This window comes from Legionella lytica, assembly GCF_023921225.1.
Classification (GTDB): domain Bacteria; phylum Pseudomonadota; class Gammaproteobacteria; order Legionellales; family Legionellaceae; genus Legionella; species Legionella lytica.
The window spans coordinates 2,702,079-2,722,995 of record NZ_CP071527.1 but is presented as its reverse complement, the minus strand read 5'-3'; the positions used below and the strand labels follow the sequence as shown (position 1 = coordinate 2,722,995).

Below are 20,917 nucleotides of genomic sequence, written 5' to 3'. Positions count from 1 at the left end.
CTCACTCGTGGTGGTATATTTTTATAAATAATTAATTATAGATTACCACGTATAGAACAATTTGGAATTATGTTACAATTTTTCACTTGAGGTTATAGGAAATTCAAAAGGCCAACGGATTTATTTTGTACAGTAAAATTGTCTTGGTTTATCGATGGTTTTGGTGTGATGCAGGGAGAAGGAATAGATCTAAGAGTAAATTTAATCCAAAAACAACTCTTAAAGAGCGTATTTTTGAAAAAAAGACGAAGTAATCCCGTTAGTTGATGCGAATGGGTTTTTGCAGGGCGATTTGCGAGGTGTAATTCATCAGCTGTCTGGAGGAGAGCTTAAAGAGCAGGAAAGACAACCGCATGTCCTGTTTACAGAGGATGCAATCGAGCGGATTGCTCCTTGATTGGTGTTTGACTCGCAAAGCCCAGGAACGTTGTTTTGGATTGGGTTGATGGTTAAATAGAGACGAGACAACAGGCAGTAATTGAGTACGCAAGCGATTAGCAAGAAATCCAAAGTATCGAATGAGTCGAAATCCTTTCTCAGGCAAATGCTGAATGAAGCGATTAATAAAATCAAAAGGATGCAGCTCAGTATATTGAGTTTGTTTGGTTCGATGATTAAGGAACTTAAAGAGCAGAGAAGTTCCGTTGTAATGTACCAGTCGGGAATTGGCAATGGGCGGGCCGTTTGATGTAACGCCCTAAGTATTCGATGTCTTTTTTAGGATTTTTATGGGGTTTGGCGCAATGGACTTGCCAGTATTTAGCGTATTGCTGTGTCAGCATGGTGCTCATGCTTTGGTTTCCCATCTCAAGAGATTTAGTAAGAGTTCCTTGTTGATACTGCGTCCTTAAAAAAGTAATGAGTGCATAACGCCACATGGTCATGAGGGTGTTCTTTTTGAAAAAAAGGCTTTTCCATTGATGGTCTTTGGTTAATCCGCCCTGGGTTGCAGACACGTGAAGATGTACGTGCCAGTTTAGGGTTCTACCAAAGGTGTGTAGAGCCATAAAAACTCCTGGTTTGAGTCCTTACTGCCAGTTATCTCCAAAGGCATAGTGTATTTATGGAGCAGCAAAGAGTAAGAGAGAAATCATATCTAGTTTCTTCGTCATTAAATTTAGCTGAGCTGGATGCTGACTTGGAGGAAGGAATGGCATTAATGGCTGCACTAAAACAAGGGATAAGAATATAAGTGGATTTAAATCTACCAAATCTTAACAAGTACAAAGGCCCAAAAATGTTTTACTCTGTTAAACAGGAAATGCTTTCCATTGTATTGCTCATCGCAACGATTTCATCTGTATATGCGTTACCCAGTGACTATCTACTGAATTCTATTCAAGTAAGCTCACTACACAACGCGAAGGTTAATTCGAGTTTTGCCACTATGGCAAAGTCTAGTGTAATTAATAAGAGAAATCAGGTTATTACTGTAGATTATTCTATATGTGATTATTCTTCAGTTGTTGATGTTGCGTGCCGGAACTCATCAACTCAAATTTCGCCCTACGAAAGTTATGATGTCTCTATTAAAGGGACTATAGTGTCTAGTGGAGTGAAGTATTACCAGAAAATGTATATTTCACGGGTAAGCTCTTAAACAAATTACCAGTACTTTTTAATAGATCCCGTAGATGAAGCTCACTTCCCTCATTCTCAGATATCCACATACCCAAGAGTTCCTTGTACCCCTCAAGATTGACACCTAGAGCAAGATAAATGGCTTTATTGATGACCTGTTTGTCCTGTCTGATTTTAACTACAATACAATCGAGATATACGATGGGATAAATCGGCTCTAAAGGCCTGGATTGCCACTCTATAACCCGCTCAATAACCGCATTAGTCACTTTGGATATGAGCGTGGGGGAAACATCTGCGTCATACATCTCTTTGAATAGTGATACAATGTCGCGAGTTGTCATTCCCTTGGCATAAAGACTCAGAATCTTGTCATCCATTGAGGTAAGACGGGTCTGATGTTTTTTGACTAGCTGTGGTTCAAAAGACCCATTTCGATCTCGTGGGGTTAACAGCTCAAACTCCCCATCTTCTGTTTTAAGCGTTTTAGGGGTATATCCATTGCGACTATTAGTTGAACCTTGCTTTTCATACCTGCCATATCCCAAATGCTCTTCGAGTTCAGCATTCAATGCTGCTTCAACGGTTATTTTGGATAGCATCCGGCTGAAATCATTTAGATCTTTTTCAGTCTTTAGGCTCTTAGCTGCCTCTCGCGCAAACGCTTCTAACTCTTCTCTATTCATTACTGTCTATCCTTAGCCTTTAAGGCTGCTATGATAGACAGTTACACAAATTTATCTACAGTCTCTTCCATTACACATTGTTCGCCTTCGGTAATGCAATATTCTTTAAATAACTCAATTGCCTTCGAGGTGTATCCTTCAACCAACTCATGCATAAATTTTTCTGAAACGCTATCTTTCATGTTTGATGAAAAAACAAAGAAGTTTATCCAATAGATACGACCATACTTTCTTTAAGTAAAGCAATGAAGTCAACTACTGAATCGCGACTTTGAGTAGCTGCTTTGGAAACTTTTTTGCCTGATTTTTTAAGTTTCGCTGTTTCCTTATCTAACCATTTTTGCATCGTTTCGCGGTACTCATTATGGTATTTTTCAGGATTCCAGGCGGTGGACATGTCTTTAATTAAGGCCTCTGCCATTTTAATTTCTTTGTCAGTAACTTTATAGGTTTTTAGTTCTTCTCGGGGAACATTTACTTCTTCCTCTTCGCGGATTTCGTCTGCAAAATGGATTAAATATAAAAGTAATGCGTGATCGTGTGGAATAACAAGACTTAACGATTCTTTTGTCCGAATAATTACCTTGGCTACTCCTACTTTATTTGTATTTTTAAGGCTTCTCTTATAAGAACATAAGCTTTTTTATTTTTACTTCCAGGGTGCAGGTAGTAGGGTTTTGAATAATAAAGGTTATCTATTTCTTTCAAATCAACAAATTCCTCGATATTACTTGATTGAAACACATCAGGACTTTCTTTTTGAAACGCCCCTTCATTCACAATGATGTAACTGCCTTTTTCATATTCCCAGCCTTTAACTATATTTTCCCAGGGAACTTCTTTCCCGGTGTCTTCATTAACACGTTGATACCTAACGCGGGAGTTTGTTGTTGAATCAAGGAGATGAAACTTTAGGTCATTATTTTCCTCTACAGATACTAAGGACACAGGGATAGATACAAGTCCAAATGAAATTTCGCCTTTCCAAATTGATTTAGCCATAATACCCTCTGTTGATGAGAATTTTGGTAAATACGCATTTTAGCGATTAAGCCATCGATTTAAGGCTTCTATCGTTTCTTCATTCACCTTAATGAGCTGCAGATAGAGCGGCTCCAGTAATGAGCGGTGTCCTTCTTTATAATAGCGCTCAAGATACTGACACGCATAACTCATTTTAAGGATGCCCAGATAATTTACTCCACCTTTGATTTTGTGTGCGAGCTCTTCTACTTTATGCCAATTTAAATGTTGGTACTCTAGCTTCATTTGATGAATGTCTTTTTGTATTTCATCGGAGAGGTAGGTATTCAAGAGTGTTGTAAGTAAGTCTAGATCCTGAATATGCGTCAGAGCACGTTGTTCATCGAATAGAGCAAAAGCATCTAATTGAAAGAGCTCTTCTTTGGTTTTGGGTAAACCTGCTCCCAAAAAAAGTGGTTTATCCAAACCAGGGTCATTTTTATGTACTAACGAAGCTGAAGTTAGTACTCGATGGATGCATTGTTCTAACCTGTTGATTGATGCTGGTTTACTTAATACATCGTTCATTCCTGCACGCTGACATTCTTCCCATGCAGTTTCTTTCGCATGGCCTGTTAGGCCTATGATAGGAGTGATGGATTGATTTAAGGTACGCTCCTTATTGCGAATTCGCGTGCTTAATTGTGTCCCAGAGATACCCGGTAAACCAATATCCGTAATGATTAAATCCACCGGATTTGTTTGTAGCAAAGTCCACGCGTCCTCTCCAGATGTGGCAGAAATAAAGGAGTAACCTTCTTGGGAGAGCATCATTTCCAGAGTTTTTAAGGCAATGACATTATCTTCAACCAATAAAAGATGGGCTTTTTTTGAGACCGCTTTCGAAGGAGGAACGGGTGATGCTTGTACTTTGTTCAGGGCTGGGGCTTCACCTAAAGGACAATGCACGTCAAAATGAAAAGTGGTTCCTTCCCCTACCTTACTGGTCAAAGTGATATGTCCTCCTAATAAGGTGACATAAGATTGGGCGATGTGTAAGCCCATGCCATGGCCTGTATAAATTTCTTTATACGAGGAGCTCACTTTAAAAAAGCGTTGGAATACTTGAGATTGCACCTCTTCCGGGATTCCAATTCCGGTATCAGATACCCCTAATTTTAAATGTACTGTCGATTCACCCCAGTGCAGGCATTCAATCGATAAGGTAATGCATCCAGACTGAGTAAATTTAATGGCGTTGCCCAGAAGATTTAATAAAATTCGATGAATTTTATTGCGGTCGCTGCGTATATAGCGAGGTACTTCTGGTGCAATATGAGCTTTTAAAGCCAAGTGCTTTAACGAGGTAGCCGGGGTTTCCAAACGAATTAAATCGTCAATACACTGGTGCAGGTCAAACGATTCTGTTTTAACGTCGGTTTCTCGTAGATTTCCAGCACGCACATCATCTAAAATATCATTGAGCATATGCAATAGCTCTTTACCGCTGTCATGGAGCATGTGGGCTTTATCTCTATCCTCCTGGTTATTGAGACTCTGCTCTAAGAGTTCAGAGAGACCAATAACCCCCGTCAAAGGCGTTCTGATGTCGTGGCTTATGTTGGCAATGAATTCAGTTTTGGCTATGTTGGCTGCCTCAGCAAGTTCACGTGCCTGCTTCAAAGCGGTGATCTCTGTAGAAATACCCGCTACCCCTGTAATTTCACCTTGTTGATTGTATAAAGGGACCCTGTTGGTTAAGAAATAAAAAGAAGAGCCCTCTGGATTGGGAATCGGTGGATCTTCACTGTCTAATATAGGCACTCCCTTATTAATCACGGTTAAATCGTCATTTTTAAGTTTTTCTGCTAACCCTTCTGGCCACTGACAGAGTTGAGATAGATCTTCGTAGGATTTACCGATAAATTCTTCTTTGTTCATTTGAAGCATATTGAGTACGTTTTGATTACAACCCACCATAAGACACTCTTTATTCATCCAGTAGACATTACACGGCATGTTTTCAATGAGAGACTCTAAATTATGGATGGTTTCCTTGTCTTTGCTTTGAGTAAAATTGAGGGTTTGCACTAAATAGTACTTGGTATCTTCAAATTCGATCGTTTCAAAAGACCAGTTTAATTCGATGCCTTGGTAAATAAGTTTTTTACTCTTGGCGTTTTGACCCTGATGAACAAAAGCTAAGAGTTTGGGGTCTATGTGTTGTTGGGTACAAAAGGTCGAAAAATTGACTTGATGCACCTCATTATTGGCGCAGTGAAATATTTGTTTTGCACTATCATTAATAAAAAGGATATTCAATTGCTCATCAAGAATGAAAAAAAGTTCACTTAACTTGGTGGCTAATACCTGCTCCATAAGATTGAAAAAGGCTTGTGATTTATAGTTTGTATTCATTACTAACAATATCCTTCACACATAGTGCTTGTTTATTGTGCATTCATGGGCATAATAGAGGTCGTTTTGAGATTAATTATAGACTAAGAATAAAGAGGGGTAGGATATGAGTATAAGCTGTCTTCTTATGGGTGAGGATAGTTTGTTGATTCAGTGCGGTCAGTTCCTTTTAGATAAAGGCCACCACATAAAATGGGTAATTTCCCCTGTTAAATCGATTCAGTATTGGTGTGAAGACAACAACATTGCGTGGTGTACCTCATTTGATGAGCTTATTCTTACAGACGATAATCGTGTTGATTACTTGTTTAGTATTGTTAACAGCACCATATTGACGCAAAAACAATTAGACATCGCACGGTTGGGCGCGATTAATTATCATGACTCTCTATTACCTTCCTATGCGGGTGTTAACGCCACAACCTGGTCTTTAATTAATGACGAATCAACTCATGGAATCACGTGGCATGAGCTCAATGTTGAAATTGATGCAGGAAGCATCATCCATCAAAGCCGTGTTCCTATATTTAATGAGGATACTGCGCTTACACTTAATTTAAGATGTTTTGAAGAAGCAATTAATGGGTTTGAACAGGTGATTAAGGCGATTGAAACGTCCACCGTGCAGCGACAAACCCAAGATATGAAACAGCGTAGTTACTATGGCGTAACACATGTTGTACCTGATTTGGGTTTCATTAATTGGAATACTGCTCGTGCACGTGATATCGAGCGGACAAATCGCGCCCTGACCTTTGGGCATTACAATAACAATATGGGGCTATTAAAATTATACTTAGGGCGTAATGCGGTGGTTGTACGTGAGGTGAAGCCAGTTGAAGATGAAGGAATTGCACGCACCGGAGGCCAATTACTGGCTATTATGCCTGAAGGATTATTGGTTTCCACTCAATGTGGCTCTGTTTTGTTAAATGGTTTTTACACCCTATACGGTGTTCAATTATCAGTGGATGAGCTAGTGCGTTGCGCTAACTTGCGAGTGAACTCCATGCTTCCTTGTTTTGATGGGTCGCTAATACAGTACTACCATCCTTTATATAAGAAGTGCTTAAAAGAAGAACCGTTTTGGCTCAAACAACTCCTAAGAGCAGAGGAGCATACTTTATTTTCAAAAATGGCAACTGATTCTAATAGTACATACAAACCATTGGGCTCGGTGTGTAGCGATTCTTATGCTGTGGAGAATGTGCGTTATCAGTTATTGGTTTGTGTCCTTATTTATTTGTATCGTTTGAACAATTATGAGCCGTTTACTGTTTTCTATAATGATGATGAACTTAATGAGCTCGGCTTATGTGGTGGAATTTTTTCTAGTTTACTACCTCTGACCTTTGAATCTGGCAGTGAAATCACACCCCAACAGTTGATGCAGAAACTCACTGAACAGATTAATGAGATTAAAACGCATGGAACTTACCTTACTGACATCTTCATGCGTCATCCTGACTTGGAAACCAAACAAATTGACTTTGTGATTACCTTGGGTCTTTCTAAAAAAGAACAGGATGTGCCTTCAAACTCACTCATTCATTTTGAAATTAACGAGCAAAATGAATTAGTAATTTATCATCGATTGAATAAAAAACATCAGGGCGGTGGTTTGTCTTCTATTTTAACGAATATGCCGCAGCATTTGGAAAATATTCTTCAATGGATGTATGAGAACTCCAATCAACCCATCCATAATATGTGCTTTTTAACGACTATGGAGCGTAAACACCTTAATGATTGGGGGGTAGGGCAGACGGAAGAATTACCTTCAACATCCATTACTCAACTATTTGAACACCAGGTCATTACCCATCCTGATCGCATTGCGATTTATGAAAATAACTATGAGTTTTCTTATCATCATTTGTGGGAGCAAAGTGAAAAAATAGCGTCCTTTATTAGTACGCTTAATCTTCCTCAGCAAACCTTAATTGGGATTTATATTCCGCGAAGTCATAACATGCTGGCTTTAATTTTGGGAATTCTTAAAGCGGGTTGTGTTTATGTTCCACTCGACCTTCGATACCCTCTGCTTAAAATAGAGATGATCATTAACGAGTCGAAGTTAACTCATTTAATGACTATAGAAAGCCAGATGCCTGCCTTAATGAATCAATTTGGACAGAGCGTGCATTTATACAATGCAGAGGAATTGTTGGCACGCAATGAGAATTCTTTGACGCTTAATCAAGACCTCGAAAATCCATCGGTGAATAATCCACTGGCTTATATTATGTTTACCTCGGGAACAACAGGAACACCTAAAGGGGTGATGGTGTCTCAAAAAAATGTAATCAACTATTGCCATTGGTTTACTCAAAGTAATGGATTTACAGCCGATTCGATTATCGATTTCTCTTCTTCCTTAGCCTTTGATTTATCCGTGCCTTGCACGTTAGCACCCCTTTTGGTAGGCGGTGCATTGGCTATTTGTGATGAACAGCAAAAAATAAATCCTAAATTGTATTTGCAGCATCTGAAACGATACGCCATAACGCATACTGAGTTGACGCCAGGGTATTTGGAATTATTGTTACACTATCCTGAAGACATAAAACAGTTAAGTGACTTGCGTTATGTATTGCTTGGCGCGGATGTAGTTCATACAGAAGAAGTGACTCAATGGTTAGCCTTATGCTCCACCAGCACAATAGTCAATGAATATGGACCTACAGAAACCACCGTTTCTGCAACATCGTATTGTGTGACGGAGCTCAATGATTTAACGGAGGCCAGTGTTCCTATTGGCCGGCCTGCATTCAATAGCACCTGCTATTTATTGGATAAATATTTTAATTTATGCCCTATCGGAATGATGGGCGAATTATATATTGGTGGGGCTCAAGTCACCGAAGGATACCTTGGAAAGCCTGAATTAACTGAGCAAAAGTTTATTAAAATGAAGTTTAATGAGTTTGAGGAGACTTTATATAAGACTGGAGATTTAGCCAGCTGGCTACCCAAAGGCCATTTACAGTTTTTTGGTAGAAACGACCATCAAGTTAAAATTCAGGGGTATCGCATTGAACTGCCTGCTATTGAGTCAATACTTATGAAGCATGAGGCTATCTTTCAAGCGGTGGTCGTGATTCGAGAAGAACGGCATAAAGAAAAGTATTTGAGAGCGTATATTGTTTCCGAAGACAAAAATATCAATACGCACCAGATTAAAGAATTTCTGGCTTTGTATTTGCCTGCGTACATGCATCCAAAAGAGTTTTGTGTTGTTTCTTCTATTCCTTTAAAAGAAAATGAAAAAATAGATTTTGATACATTGGAGCGGCAAGCCAGCATTCTGCTTGCGTATAATCCTGAATTATCAAATCAAGAGCTCAATGATACCCAAAGAATTTGCCTTGAGATTTGGCAAAAAGCATTTTTGTCGCAAGTGATTCATCTTGAGGATAATTTTTTTGAACTCGGAGGCGATTCACTGTTAGCCTTACAAATTATTTCAGCCTTAAAAAGCCATTTTAAATTACCAATTCCTCTCTCTGTGCTGTTTGAGTACCCTGATATTATCTCGCTTGCTCATCAATTGGATTTATTGGTTGCAGAAGATAACAGTACGCACGCTTACGCTTCTTCAAGCGTCATTAAATTATCATCGGGGCCTCATAAGACGCCCTTATTTTTGGTTCATCCGGTAGGCGGCTCGATTTTTTGGTATCAACAACTAGCCCAACGATTAAATGGGAAGTACACCGTTTATGGGATAGAGGATCAGAGCATTAATGGTCATTCGCGCCGATTTGCCTCAATTTCGGAGATGGCACAATTCTATTTGGAAGAAATCGATAAAGTATATCAAGGGGAGGAATATTGTTTAGGTGGTGCTTCCTTTGGTGCGACCGTTGCCGTTGAGATGGCGAATCAGTTAATGCGGTCTAACAAGTCTGTTACGTTTTTAGGACTGTTTGATGGATGGGCAAAATACCCAGATTCGCTAATCAAGTCCAATACGATGGGACTATTGAGCAAAAATGTGGAGATAGGGCAACAAACGAGTGAACACCTCCAAGAACTAGAAGAGTATAGGAAAAAACTACTATTAGCATTTGAACTTCCTACTATTCGTTCCGACATTACGTTATTTAAAGCAAAGGATCTTTGGGATGCTTTTGTTTTAGCGGATGATCCTTTTAACGGATGGGAGCCTTTTGTTGAACATAAGATCACAGTTCATGCGATTCCTGGAACACATGAATCGATGTTTTTTGAATCCAATGTGGATCATTTGGCAAATCTGGTGGAATTAGAAGCTTTTTTGAAAAGAAAACGGTGAATTAATGTGCCTGTCTACCTGGTGATAATGACTGTCCGATCATCGCAATAGTTGTGCCTCTATGGCAACTATCTGAACGTGGAAAAAACGCAACCTCAACGCTCAAGGTTAATATTATATTATACAATGTCATATTACTTGCACAGGAGTATAATATTTATTGCAAAAGCCTCCGTTGGGGAATCTTTATTTTGTTGGGGTACTTTGCAGGAAGGTACGAAATTTCCCTCCAGACCCTTGTAACCGTTTCCGGCTTGGTTGTTGTTATCACACTGGTATAAAGAGAATTTAAGTAGCTTTTTACTAGGCCTAAAGAGCGAGAAACCTGCAGTGTCCTAGCAACTGCTCTCATTCGAAATCGCTTATCCCGTACAAGGGGTGTCGCGAGATCAGTTTTTTTTCTCGACCCAGCTTAACTGCTTCACGCAGAATCTCATTTTTCAATGTCTTTTGTCCAAGAATTTGCTCAAGTTGCTTAATGCGTTTTTTCAACGCCTTGGCTTCGCTTTCAGGGATGACTTCTTCTTCTGTTTTAACGCTGGTCAATGCACCATTCTCCATTATTTTCCGCCAGTAAAATAGTTGACTGGGAGGAATACCGTGTTTGCGAGCAATAAAGGATACCGTTACGCCTGTTTGGTAGGTTTCATGAACTATTTGTTGTTTTTCGTAAGCTGTCCAACGTTTGCGCTTACCACTGGAGTGAATTATTTCGTTACATTCTATTGTTGTTATAGTCATATTACTAGTCCTATTCCTAGTCGTTAATTTAAAACTAGGTGGACCGGTTTATTTGGGGGGCACTACACATTAGTGGAAGGATTTACCTCTAAACGCATATAATGTAGACCGTCACTTATAATTTTTGCCTGCATGTATTTTTGATAAAATGCGAGAGACACTGTATTATCTGCCAATACGAACCATTCGATTCTGCCACAACCATTCTTAATTGCAATTTTCTTTATTTTTTCCATCAATAAAGTAGCTCCTTTCATACGACGATACGATTTCTTTACATATAAGTCATTAATATAAAGGTTTTTTGAAGGAAAATTGACAGTAAAATTTCTATTATCCATTGTATAATTTACAAATCCAGCAAGCTGCTCATTCATTATTAATATTAAAAAAAAGCCAGAGGATTATCACAAAATATAGCTTTCCTAAAGTCTTCTTTTGAATAACTAAAACGATGTAGAACACCTTGCTCATTTAAATCTTCTTGGAGAGAAGAGTAAATAAAATCAAGATCTTCTACCGTCGCAGTACGTACAAATTTTTGCATGAGAAAAAACTCTTAAAAAGGAAAATTATAACAAACTTGCTTTAATAACTAAATGAAGAGTAAATTCATTTTATGCTACACTCATTTTCCTTCATGTTTCATCTGTTTTTAAATGCTTAAAAAGTTTCTCAAAAACAAGTATCTAAACTTCTCTTTAGTGTTTTTTTTAATCATATGGAGCAGTCTCTTAGGACTTGAAGCAGAAAAGAAAATATCCTCCAGCCAGGTAATGCTTCTCGCGGCAAAAGTCGAATTTTTGGTCCACATTTTTTCAATTTTTTTATTTTACCTATATATTTTAAATCCAAATCTCCGGATAGAAGCATCTTAAAATGGTTGGTTTTAACCAATATTTTTTTATTCGCTAATGATTTGACCTATTACCTATAGGGCGCCGTCAACTAAATTTTTGAATTTTCAAAAAAGTAGATTTGCCGGATTTTAGGCGCCAAGCAGCTCCTTGGCAGCATCACTCCAAATTTCTTTAGTCTTTTGAAATTGACTTCTTCGTTGCGGGTCGATGTGCTCCCATTTTCTGAGGTAAAAAAAGCACCCCAAAGAGGTTTTTTCCTCTTTGTTGCCGGCTCTGACTCATCTCTGATTTCATGCTGAATGGCGACTAAAGTCAAAGCGCCTCGTTCAATTACCTCTTGAGTCAATTCTTCCCGGGTATTTTTTTTGCTTTTGGAACAAAATTTTTTTTCTATTTGGGAGGGCGTCAAAACAGTCCTTGACAATAATTTATCAAAGTGTATGAGGACTGAATGCTTTGAATTTTGGTTTAAAAGTAGTTGAATCATCGGTTAGTTCTGCTCGTTATACAGCTGCAATATCTTCGTCTAACTTATATATGACTGAAGGAGGGAAGGAATTTATGCAGGAGGTGAACGAAACTAAGAAAAAGGATAGTGATGCACCAAGTGGTCGCTGTTCTTTGATGTAAACTTAATTGAAGGCCATGGGCCCAAACATGGACCGCCTATGATTACAAACTATTAATGTCATTATTAAGCTCTTTGATAATCAGCATTACCGCATCATCCATAATTGTTTTTTTCGTATCGCTGTATATCAGATCAAATAACGGACAGGAGCTTTCATTGATAGGTCCTACAGGTTCAATAGAGCTAATATCCCTTTTGATTTTAGAAAGGATGTTCTTTTTATCAAAGGAGAGATGTTCTAGGCCGATGAGCTTATCAATAGTATTAATTAATGCGGAAGACTCAAATGCCATGAAAATGCGTTCTTCTTTGAGCTTTTCTTTAATCAATTGCCGCATTTCTGGAGATGCTTCATTTTGGAAGAAAAGGTATTTGGAGTAAACGATTCCTTCCGTATCTTCCTTGATCTTGCTGGATATTCTTATTGCCTCAGCGGTACTTTGATTTCTTAGAAAATCCCCGATGCGCTTAATTAAGATACTATTAAATTGATGGTAATTATTGTCTAATTCACTCGTAATTGAGCTAATAGTCAAAAGCTTCGCCCGCACGTCAATAATACAATAGAAGATAAGAACTACAGCAGCATTAATAAATGTTTCTGAGATGATGGTCAAAAAATTTTCATTCAATGTGAAGAGCGGAAAACTATTTTTAAATAAGCTAAGGGTTAAGCTTGGCTTTGATGTCTCGGTCACAATAAAAATGAAATAAAAAACAAGACCTAATATAAAATATTTATGTCGAACTATTTTTTTCCAGAGCATTTCTTAGATATTACTTTCTTAATAGGTTTAAAATTATAGAGGAGAAAACTCACCCAACAACCGCTTGATTATAATTTAATGTAGCGGGTAGGAATTTACCAGTATACACGTAGAACAGGCCAATACCAATAAAAATCAGCATATAGTCAATCCATTGGGGCTTCACAGTTGAGACCACTCAACCATGAGGTTTTTAAACGGATTCTTTTTGCACAACGGGAAGGTGTGCTATGATTTTATCATAATGGTGAAATAAAGGTCTTTATGTATATTAAAGAGAATGGCCAGGAAATTAGCCTAGAGATAAATGAAGAGGGCAAATTCCAAGATGGCGAAGGTACTTCATATCATATTACGCACCATAATTCTGGCTCCTCTGCTTTAGCGGTGTTTGCAGGAAAAATTTTTAAAAAACTATTAGGTGACTATCAGCCTAATTATTATTTGACTTCAGATGATGGAAGAGCCTGTAATTTTCTAGAAGGATTTGCGGATTTCCAGTTATCGCAAAACTCTCTTCTTAGTGTTGAATATCAGGGGGGGAGTTATCCTTTTAGTCGGGTTAAAAACTTTTCTGCCATTATTATAGCTGGTTATTATTTGGGCGAAATCGATTGGGATTGTTCTAATATTGGCCTTGTCCCTGCAAAGGGGGCAGATACTAAAGCCTATGATTTAGTTGCAGTGAGAATTGATCCTGGGCATAGTTTTCAATTTAATCAAGTAGCTGCTTTTAATGTTGGGCACTTTGAAGAGGTCCTAGATGATCCATTTCGCATGATTATTGGAGGTATTAATTATCAAGCATTTAAAGATGGGCACACAGAAGGAATTAATGATTATTATTTTCGTGATTTATTTAAGGATTTGTCCGCGGCTAGTGATGAATTAGATAGCTCCGATGAGGACGTTCAATTAGACAGTTTTAGTACTACCGGAGTATTAGCCCCTTTAAATAATCTTGGTTATAAAATTCCTGAGCTTAAAGAACTACTTAATAATGCTCAGGAAATTGAAGAAATGATGAAGAAAATTATATATTTAGAAGGGGATTTACTGCAAAAACTTGCGGAAGAATCAGGTTTGAACCAATATGAAATAAAAAAAATAATGAGCTCTCTTCAAGTCAGACGCTCACGTTTTGAAGATATTTTGAAAAATAATTATAACTACTCTTTTTCGATGTCAGATTTGGGTATTTATTTTCCTGACCAGCCTCGTGAGGAGTTCGGTGATGAGGCGGCTACAATGCCGTCTATTTCTCCTTTCATCCCTATAGTAGAACCCAGCACCTCTTATGTCGAGTTGCCGGAAGGGGCTTGGTATCAATATCAGGAGCCTATGGAGTTAGATGAAGTCTCTGCAGCCTCTTCGGCTCTCCAATTGTCTAGCGCAGATAATTTAGGTGAAAATGAAAATCCGCAGCAGCCTTTAGTAACGCAAGTAATGTCCGCAGGTCTAAAACGAATGGGCGCGGAGCAGGTTGATTTAGATGATGCTCCCCGTCGGCCGAAGAGAAAAGAAAGTGGGGAGGAATTAGCAAAAGATGTACTCGTAGCTAAAAAAAGAAAGGCTAATGCTAGTGGATTCTTTGCTAAAGCCCCTGAAACTAATGAGGATGGTGCTCCGTCTAATGATATAGTTTCGGATACTTCTTATAAAAATCCTTAATGACCTGATTTTAGTCTTTTTCAAATCGTAGTACGTCATTTTAAGGGGGGCATTTGTGTGGTATCGGGCTTCCGTAGGTACCTCGAGATTCCTGCATCATTGATTTGTTGTTCATAAATGAGAACCAGAACATTTCCTTGATGTACTTCTAAATGAATTTCTGCTGCCTGAGTCCGATTAAAGCAAGAGCTTGTTCCTGGGAAACTTAAATGAGTGGCATTGAGTTCCCATTGTAATCCTTTCGAGGAGAGGGTGGCTTGTGGGATTCCCATTAATGAAATTTTGGTTTGTATGGGCAATATGCAATTTAATTGCATGTTTTCCTTAAGCACCACACCGGTTATTGGTGGTGAATATAAAAGACAATTTGTTTCTAGAAAAATATTAATATTATTTAATATGTGATCTAAGTAGCCTCCATTAACTCCAACGACAATCGCAGGTAATAAGTCTTTTTCCTTGAGGTACACTAATGCCTTTTGATAATCATTGCTGTTTTGCTCAGGGAGGTGTATGTGAGAATGGCTTTCCAATAGTTCAGGCAGAACAGAATCCAAATCACCGATGATTACCTCGGGATGAATCCCCAACTCATGCAGGCTATTTGTCGCACCGTCGGTGGCAATTATAGGCCGCTGCATTTCTATGAAAAAAGAAGATACAGGTAATTCACCATTAAGGCATAAAATAGAGCGATAGCTAGCTAAATTAAGGGCGTTGAACATCATAGCGTCTCTTTAACAGAATCAGCAGGAGGCTAATCAATAAACCCGCGATATTGGAGCTAATGACGAAAAAGGAGTTCGTACCACTGCCATATATAATCCATGCTATGGAGCAAATCAGATAGTTAACTAGCATCAACATCGACAAATCTTGGGTGGATTTTGTTTTAATGGATTTTATAATTTGGGGTAATAGACCAATAAATGATGTAACAAAAGCAACAATACCAGAACACATAATAAGAGACACATTTTCCTCCGCTCAGACGAATGAGATCAGGTTCAAAGGGTTGGTTTATCCTCTCAGCCAGATTGCTCATGGCACCCCTAATGTACAAATATTATTCTATCATGAATGAGGCTTAGTGCCAATATGAGAACCTATTTGCAAGAAAATGGTTTACCTTGTTAGACTAGTGAAACGAATATTTTTTATCCAGGAGGAACCTATATGATAACGATTGATCTATTTAAAAATCATCAACACACTTTATCTGATTTAGCGAAAATTTGGTATGAGGGATTAGGACGTATATGGTTGCCAGAGGTGTCTTTAGAGCAGGCTGCAGAACGCTTTCGTGATCATGCAAACTCGGATACGATGCCGTTGACTTATGTGGCCCTGCACGAAGGCAAAGCGGTTGGCATGTGCAGTTTACGTGAAAACGATGGTATTCGGCCTGATTTGACACCGTGGTTAGGTTCGCTTGGGGTTGATGAGGCATATCGAGGGCAGGGTATTGCGCGCCAATTGGTGGAAGTTATCAAGCAAGAAGCAAAAAAATTTGGTTTTACTACGCTGTATCTTTTTGCCTTGGATCACACTATCCCTGAGTATTATCAATCCTTAGGGTGGGAAATCATTGGAACAGATAAATTTAGAGAGCATCCTGTAACGGTCATGAAAATATCAGCATTTTAAGTAAGTGATTTTATTCATATTTTGGTTATTTTGTAATATTTTTTTTGCAATTGGGTTAATTGTCTACTAAATTTATGTTCACTAGCGAAAATTATTTCACTAGTTTAAAAATATAATTTAGGAGAAATTCTAATGAATAAGGATATTTTTGAAGGAACTTGGAAAGAAGTCAGTGGCAAAATGAAACAAGTATGGGGTAAGCTGACTGATGACGATCTCAAAAAAATCGAAGGTAACCACGAAGAGATCTATGGTAAATTGCAAAAGCACTATGGCTATACCATGGATGAAGCTAAGAAATTAGTACGTGATTTCCAAAAAAGAAAATTTCATTAATAGTCATTGAATGAAATATAAAGAAAAGCCCACAGAATCGTGGGCTTTTCTTTATCCAGGAACCAATCGAATGTAGCCTGGATGCAACGCGGTGTAATCTGGGAGTTATGAGTGCTGCGAATTCATTTTTATTAATACATAAGTGCAATCATCAACAATCCAGTTGCAATAAAACCGATTAAGGCTAAGCTCAAATTCCCACCCGGGATAAGATGGCCTTCTGCAGCCATTACACAAGTTTTTCGGCCTTTCCACGCCATAATTGCGGGTAAAAGTAATAATAAAATTACACAGCAAACTCCGGCATAACTTAATGCATGCAAATAAATTCCTGGATTCAATAATACTACGGCTAAGGGGGGAAGAAAGGTTAAAACAAGGATGTATTTTCCTTGGCTTCCTGATTTTTTTAGTTTTAAGCCATCAGCGAGAAAATCAAATAATCCTAAGGAAACTCCTAAAAAGGCGGTAAGCATACAGATTGAGGTGAAAAATCCAAAAAATCCACTAATCCATTGGCTTTGTACTGATTGGCTCAAGGCCTCTGTTAAGCCACTCGTTGCATGTTCTGAACTCATTAGTGCGATTAATCCATTTTCTCCTTCACGAGAAACCACGCCCATGATTACTGCATCCCAAATAATGTAGCAGGCGAGGGGGATTAATGAGCCCAAAAGAATTACTCGTCTTAATGAGCGAATATCATCGCCAAAATAATCTCTTAAACTGGGAATAATTGATGCATAACCAAAAGAGGTGACTAAGATCATTAATGTCCCGGTGAATGCACGCGCGGAACCTCCCGTTAAGCCTTCAGAGGATGCATGAGGACTGATAATTACTACAAGTAAGGCATAAACTCCTAATTTTCCAAACATTAATCCGCGATTGACGTAATCTACAGAGCGAATCCCTTTATACACAATTAAACTAAAAAGTATAGTGAATAGCATGGAGGTAAGGCTTGTGGGTAAATTAATACCTACTTTATGTAGTAAATTATTAAATACATCACTGCCTCCAGAAATGTAGGCAGAAAGTAAGGTGTATAGTAAAAACAGGTAGGTAATCCACGCAATAATTTGTCCAGGCATACCTAAGGTTGATTTCGCCATAGAAATCATATTACTACCGGCAGGAAGGCGTAGATTGACTTCGAGAACGAGAAGGGCGCCTGCAGTCATGACTAACCAGCAGAAAAATAAGAAGAAAATAGAGTTAGTAAAACCTACTTCAGCTGTAGATACTGGTAGCGCAAGCATTCCACCGCCTATTGATGTACCTACAATGAGTAATATCCCACCGATTAATTTTGAATTGGTCATGTGATATACGCCAAAGAATGTTCAAATATAGAGCAATATGCTACTTTATTTTTCAGTTAAAGTCAATATTAGGCCTTTTCAGGTCTACTTAACCCCCCAATAATCCCCAGAGTTCATGCGCTAAAAGTAAAATGGAAATGAGGAGCACGGCAATCTGAGTTATTTTACCACCAGGAACAATAAAGGTTGAACTGTGGTTTTTTCTTCCAAAATAACACATTAATGCAGGTAAAAATAGTAGCAAGATAATACAGAAAATACCGGCATAACCTAAGGCATGAAGATAGGCTCCAGGATAATAAATTACGATTAATAAAGGAGGAATAAAGGTTAATAAAAACAAGCCAATACCATGATGACCATGGGTACGTAATTTCAAGCCATCAGCGAGGAAGCTGTATAAACATAACGACACCCCTAAAAATGCAGTGAGCATGCAGATGGAGGTAAAGAAATTAAATAAAGCACTAATGGTAGGGCTTTGGACTCTGTTGGATAATAATGAGGCTAAGGCACTGGTTGTGTGAGGATTTTGCATTAAGCTGTCAAGATTTTGACTCCCTTCAGCAGGAATAGCTCCCATAATTACGGCATCCCAGGCTAAGTAACAAAATAAAGGGATTAAAGAACCAATAAGAATGACCTTTTTCAGCTGTTTGATGTCATCATCAAAGTACTCTCTAAGATTTGGGACGATAATCGCAAAGCCAAATGAGGTGATTAAAATCATAATTGTACCGCCAATATAACGGATATTCCCGTGGTGGAAATTTTGTACGTCAATGTAAGGAGCGATAAGAGCAATTAATAAAAAGTAAACGGCTAATTTACCAAACATCAGGGCACGATTGGCATAATCCACAGAACGAATGCCACCATAAACAATTAATCCAAACAATAAGGTAAACAGGGAACTGGCTTGCCAATCGTTAAGATGCAAACCAATTTTGGCTAGTAAGCTATTTAATACATCGGCTCCGCCAGAAATATAGGCTGAAAGTAGGGTATATAATAAAAATAGGTAGCTTATCCAGGCTGTGAGCAAACCATAATTACCTAAGGTAGCTGCTGCCATAGAAACCATATTTTTACCTTTGGGTAGGTATAGGTTAGCTTCAAGGATAAAAAATGCGCCTAAGGTCATAAAAACCCAACACACGAATAGAAAAGCTGATGACTGCCAAAAACCAGTAGCTGCATTGGCAACAGGAAGGGCTAGCATGCCACCTCCTATAGAGGTTCCAACAATTAAAAGAACTCCACCTAAGAATCGTGAATGCATGAGTACACCTTAAAACATCGTTGAATTGTAGCCCGTATTAGCGCGGCGTAATACGGGGATTTTGCTCTATCCTATCCCGCATTACCTGCGGTGACCAGGAGGGAGATAGGCTTTTCTATTTCATCGCGAAATTTACTTTATTTGGTCTCATAACACAGCATTTTTGCGGTGTTCTACCAATAAACCATTGAATTTCAATGCGTCGATTAAATGCACTACCATGGATAAATGCATTATCACCTACAGAGTTCTTATCGCCATAGCCTTCTGGTTTTAGGCGAGTTGCCTGAACGCCATTGGCCCATAAGAAGGTCATCATACTTTCTGCTTGGGCTTGAGATAAGCGTTTTTTACGGTATTCGGTTCCAACATTATCTGTAAATCCTGCAACATAAACCGGGTTATCAGGGTAGAGTCTCAATAGGTCAATAATATGGTTAAGGCCAACATAACGTACTTCATTGAGGCGAGGACTTTCAAACATGAAATACTTATCGGTGGGGATAATCAAGGTCATGGTATCGCCGTATTGCACAAATTGAATATCACATTTGCTTAGGTTCCTGATAATACGGTGTCTGGGGTTAGTGCCTGAGCCTAATATGGCTCCTACCGTACCCCCTACAGCAGTACCTGCCAGTGCCCCTGGAATGGTTCCGGTAGTGGCGGCCCCGATCGCTGTACCCATCGTAGCACCAATTACTGCACCACGGGCAACAAAATTGCGGGGTTTAAAATTATTATAAGGAGGATGTGCACAACTACTTAGTAGACAAGCAATTAGGCCACTGTAAATGATTTTTGTTCTTGTTAATTTGAGTGGCATGTTCACTCCTTAGTTTACGCGATTTTATCATTATTAAACATCTAGTTAAATTTCGCAATGTCGAGAGGCTACTTGGAGTGAGAATTAGCTAGTGTAGCCATTAAAATGCTCTAATGGCTACAAGAGATACATTAAATAAGAACAGGTTGCTCTACGACATGGGTGTTGTTATGTAGCTCTACAGGCTCAAGATCTCCAGGTTGGAAAAATGAAAGCAATGCTCTTTCTGAATCATATTCCGTACTGTGTCGTGCAGTGCCTTTAAATTCATTGAAACACTCGAGGCAGTTGCCTGTTGTTTTCAAAAATAATCCACCGACGGCGATTGATACAGCAAGGCCTAAAGTGGGTTGTACAATCAACATAGGCAAGGCAACAAGAAAAATAGAGGCGTAAAGGGTAATGGCTGCAGAAGCCCAAAAGGTCAGTTCACATACTTTATAACAGTTATGGAAAAAGGCATTAATTCTTCGCGCATCGTATTCACGACCTATCGCTTCATTTGAGGTTTTAAAAAACTCTTCTAATTTATCGGGGCCTACGGGTTCTACGTGGGCAAATTGATGGCTTTGATTTAATAAATTAATGTAGTTTTCATAACTGGTGATAATTGCATTTTGTGTTTTTTCATTTTTTGCGTTACGCAAAGAAGTATTGTAGTAGTTTTGTATTACATTGATGTGTTTTTGTATTTTACCAGCAACTTCCTCATCGCTGATGAGCTGGCTAAGTGTGTTTTTTACTACTTCTAATTGGTCATGGTAACCATTAATGCGGGTTTTAGCGTCTGTATAATATAAGGGCATAATCGCTCTCTTTAAAAATTAATAAGAATTTTTTGTGTAAAATTACTACAGCGAGTAGATAGAAGATCTCGAGTGATTTT

Annotated in this window: 17 protein-coding genes, 3 pseudogenes and 1 riboswitch; of the genes and pseudogenes, 5 read left to right on the top strand and 15 right to left on the bottom strand. The window is 38.5% G+C overall.

Features of this window, described 5'->3' with window-relative positions:
* Positions 1-259: 259 nt before the first annotated feature.
* Positions 260-1,028: pseudogene (locus tag J2N86_RS16350) on the bottom strand (IS91 family transposase); the annotation flags it as partial.
* 35 nt (positions 1,029-1,063) lie between these two features.
* Between J2N86_RS16350 and J2N86_RS16120 the strand changes: the two are divergent.
* Positions 1,064-1,192, top strand: coding sequence for a hypothetical protein (locus J2N86_RS16120; protein ID WP_289781833.1), 129 nt, complete (start codon positions 1,064-1,066; stop codon positions 1,190-1,192).
* Positions 1,193-1,607: 415 nt separating this feature from the next.
* On the opposite strand, the pseudogene J2N86_RS11985 reads toward J2N86_RS16120, so the two are convergent.
* The 4 genes and pseudogenes from J2N86_RS11985 to J2N86_RS11970 form a co-directional block, all read right to left on the bottom strand.
* Positions 1,608-2,267 (bottom strand): annotated as a pseudogene (locus J2N86_RS11985) (IS256 family transposase); the annotation flags it as partial.
* A 205-nt stretch (positions 2,268-2,472) separates the two neighbouring features.
* The gene (locus J2N86_RS11980) at positions 2,473-2,688 is read right to left on the bottom strand and encodes a Ku family protein (protein ID WP_252582464.1); all 216 of its coding nucleotides are present in this window, start codon (positions 2,686-2,688) and stop codon (positions 2,473-2,475) included.
* Between the two features lie 57 nt (positions 2,689-2,745).
* Positions 2,746-3,269 (bottom strand): annotated as a pseudogene (gene ku / locus J2N86_RS11975) (non-homologous end joining protein Ku); the annotation flags it as partial.
* Positions 3,270-3,308: 39 nt separating this feature from the next.
* Entirely contained in the window at positions 3,309-5,648 is a 2,340-nt protein-coding gene (locus J2N86_RS11970) for an ATP-binding protein (RefSeq protein ID WP_252579696.1), read from the bottom strand.
* Between the two features lie 106 nt (positions 5,649-5,754).
* Here J2N86_RS11970 and J2N86_RS11965 point away from each other — a divergent pair, with 106 nt between their 5' ends.
* Positions 5,755-9,945: an amino acid adenylation domain-containing protein gene (locus J2N86_RS11965; protein ID WP_252579695.1), complete on the top strand. Its 4,191-nt coding sequence runs from the start codon at positions 5,755-5,757 to the stop codon at positions 9,943-9,945.
* Between the two features lie 348 nt (positions 9,946-10,293).
* Here J2N86_RS11965 and J2N86_RS11960 read toward each other — a convergent pair whose 3' ends face one another.
* From J2N86_RS11960 to J2N86_RS11945, 4 genes are all read right to left on the bottom strand, one after another.
* Positions 10,294-10,686: a transposase gene (locus tag J2N86_RS11960; protein WP_252579694.1), complete on the bottom strand. Its 393-nt coding sequence runs from the start codon at positions 10,684-10,686 to the stop codon at positions 10,294-10,296.
* A gap of 62 nt (positions 10,687-10,748) precedes the next feature.
* On the bottom strand, positions 10,749-11,063 hold the full coding sequence (locus J2N86_RS11955; RefSeq protein ID WP_252579693.1) for a GNAT family N-acetyltransferase: 315 nt from the start codon (positions 11,061-11,063) through the stop codon (positions 10,749-10,751).
* An 8-nt stretch (positions 11,064-11,071) separates the two neighbouring features.
* Entirely contained in the window at positions 11,072-11,233 is a 162-nt protein-coding gene (locus tag J2N86_RS11950; RefSeq protein ID WP_252579692.1) for a hypothetical protein, read from the bottom strand.
* Positions 11,234-12,218: 985 nt separating this feature from the next.
* Positions 12,219-12,794, bottom strand: coding sequence for a hypothetical protein (locus J2N86_RS11945; RefSeq protein ID WP_252579691.1), 576 nt, complete (start codon positions 12,792-12,794; stop codon positions 12,219-12,221).
* A gap of 414 nt (positions 12,795-13,208) precedes the next feature.
* Here J2N86_RS11945 and J2N86_RS11940 point away from each other — a divergent pair, with 414 nt between their 5' ends.
* Positions 13,209-14,615 carry a hypothetical protein gene (locus tag J2N86_RS11940; protein WP_252579690.1) on the top strand — a complete coding sequence of 469 codons (1,407 nt, stop codon included), beginning with the start codon at positions 13,209-13,211 and terminating at the stop codon, positions 14,613-14,615.
* 35 nt (positions 14,616-14,650) lie between these two features.
* Here the strand turns inward: J2N86_RS11940 and J2N86_RS11935 are convergent, their stop codons facing one another.
* Both J2N86_RS11935 and J2N86_RS11930 read right to left on the bottom strand, forming a co-directional pair.
* Positions 14,651-15,343 (bottom strand): thiamine diphosphokinase, encoded by a 693-nt coding sequence (locus J2N86_RS11935; RefSeq protein ID WP_407658958.1) that lies wholly within the window; start codon positions 15,341-15,343, stop codon positions 14,651-14,653.
* Entirely contained in the window at positions 15,324-15,578 is a 255-nt protein-coding gene (locus J2N86_RS11930) for a SemiSWEET family sugar transporter (protein ID WP_407658992.1), read from the bottom strand. The genes J2N86_RS11935 and J2N86_RS11930 overlap by 20 nt, the downstream gene beginning before the upstream one ends.
* Positions 15,577-15,679, bottom strand: a riboswitch (TPP riboswitch). It overlaps the preceding gene by 2 nt.
* Positions 15,680-15,791: 112 nt before the next feature.
* Between J2N86_RS11930 and J2N86_RS11925 the strand changes: the two genes are divergently transcribed.
* Positions 15,792-16,262, top strand: coding sequence for a GNAT family N-acetyltransferase (locus J2N86_RS11925; RefSeq protein ID WP_252579688.1), 471 nt, complete (start codon positions 15,792-15,794; stop codon positions 16,260-16,262).
* A 132-nt stretch (positions 16,263-16,394) separates the two neighbouring features.
* Positions 16,395-16,598, top strand: a complete 204-nt coding sequence (locus J2N86_RS11920; protein ID WP_252579687.1) for a CsbD family protein — start codon at positions 16,395-16,397, stop codon at positions 16,596-16,598.
* Between the two features lie 131 nt (positions 16,599-16,729).
* Here the strand turns inward: J2N86_RS11920 and J2N86_RS11915 are convergent, their stop codons facing one another.
* The 4 genes from J2N86_RS11915 to J2N86_RS11900 all read right to left on the bottom strand — a co-directional run bounded on the left by J2N86_RS11915 (position 16,730) and on the right by J2N86_RS11900 (position 20,837).
* The gene (locus J2N86_RS11915; protein WP_252579686.1) at positions 16,730-17,923 is read right to left on the bottom strand and encodes an amino acid permease; all 1,194 of its coding nucleotides are present in this window, start codon (positions 17,921-17,923) and stop codon (positions 16,730-16,732) included.
* 88 nt (positions 17,924-18,011) lie between these two features.
* The gene (locus J2N86_RS11910) at positions 18,012-19,205 is read right to left on the bottom strand and encodes an amino acid permease (protein ID WP_252579685.1); all 1,194 of its coding nucleotides are present in this window, start codon (positions 19,203-19,205) and stop codon (positions 18,012-18,014) included.
* 115 nt (positions 19,206-19,320) lie between these two features.
* On the bottom strand, positions 19,321-20,031 hold the full coding sequence (gene cmpA, locus J2N86_RS11905; RefSeq protein WP_252579684.1) for a C-OmpA-like family protein CmpA: 711 nt from the start codon (positions 20,029-20,031) through the stop codon (positions 19,321-19,323).
* A gap of 131 nt (positions 20,032-20,162) precedes the next feature.
* Entirely contained in the window at positions 20,163-20,837 is a 675-nt protein-coding gene (locus tag J2N86_RS11900) for a DUF5638 domain-containing protein (RefSeq protein ID WP_252579683.1), read from the bottom strand.
* Positions 20,838-20,917 lie beyond the last annotated feature (80 nt).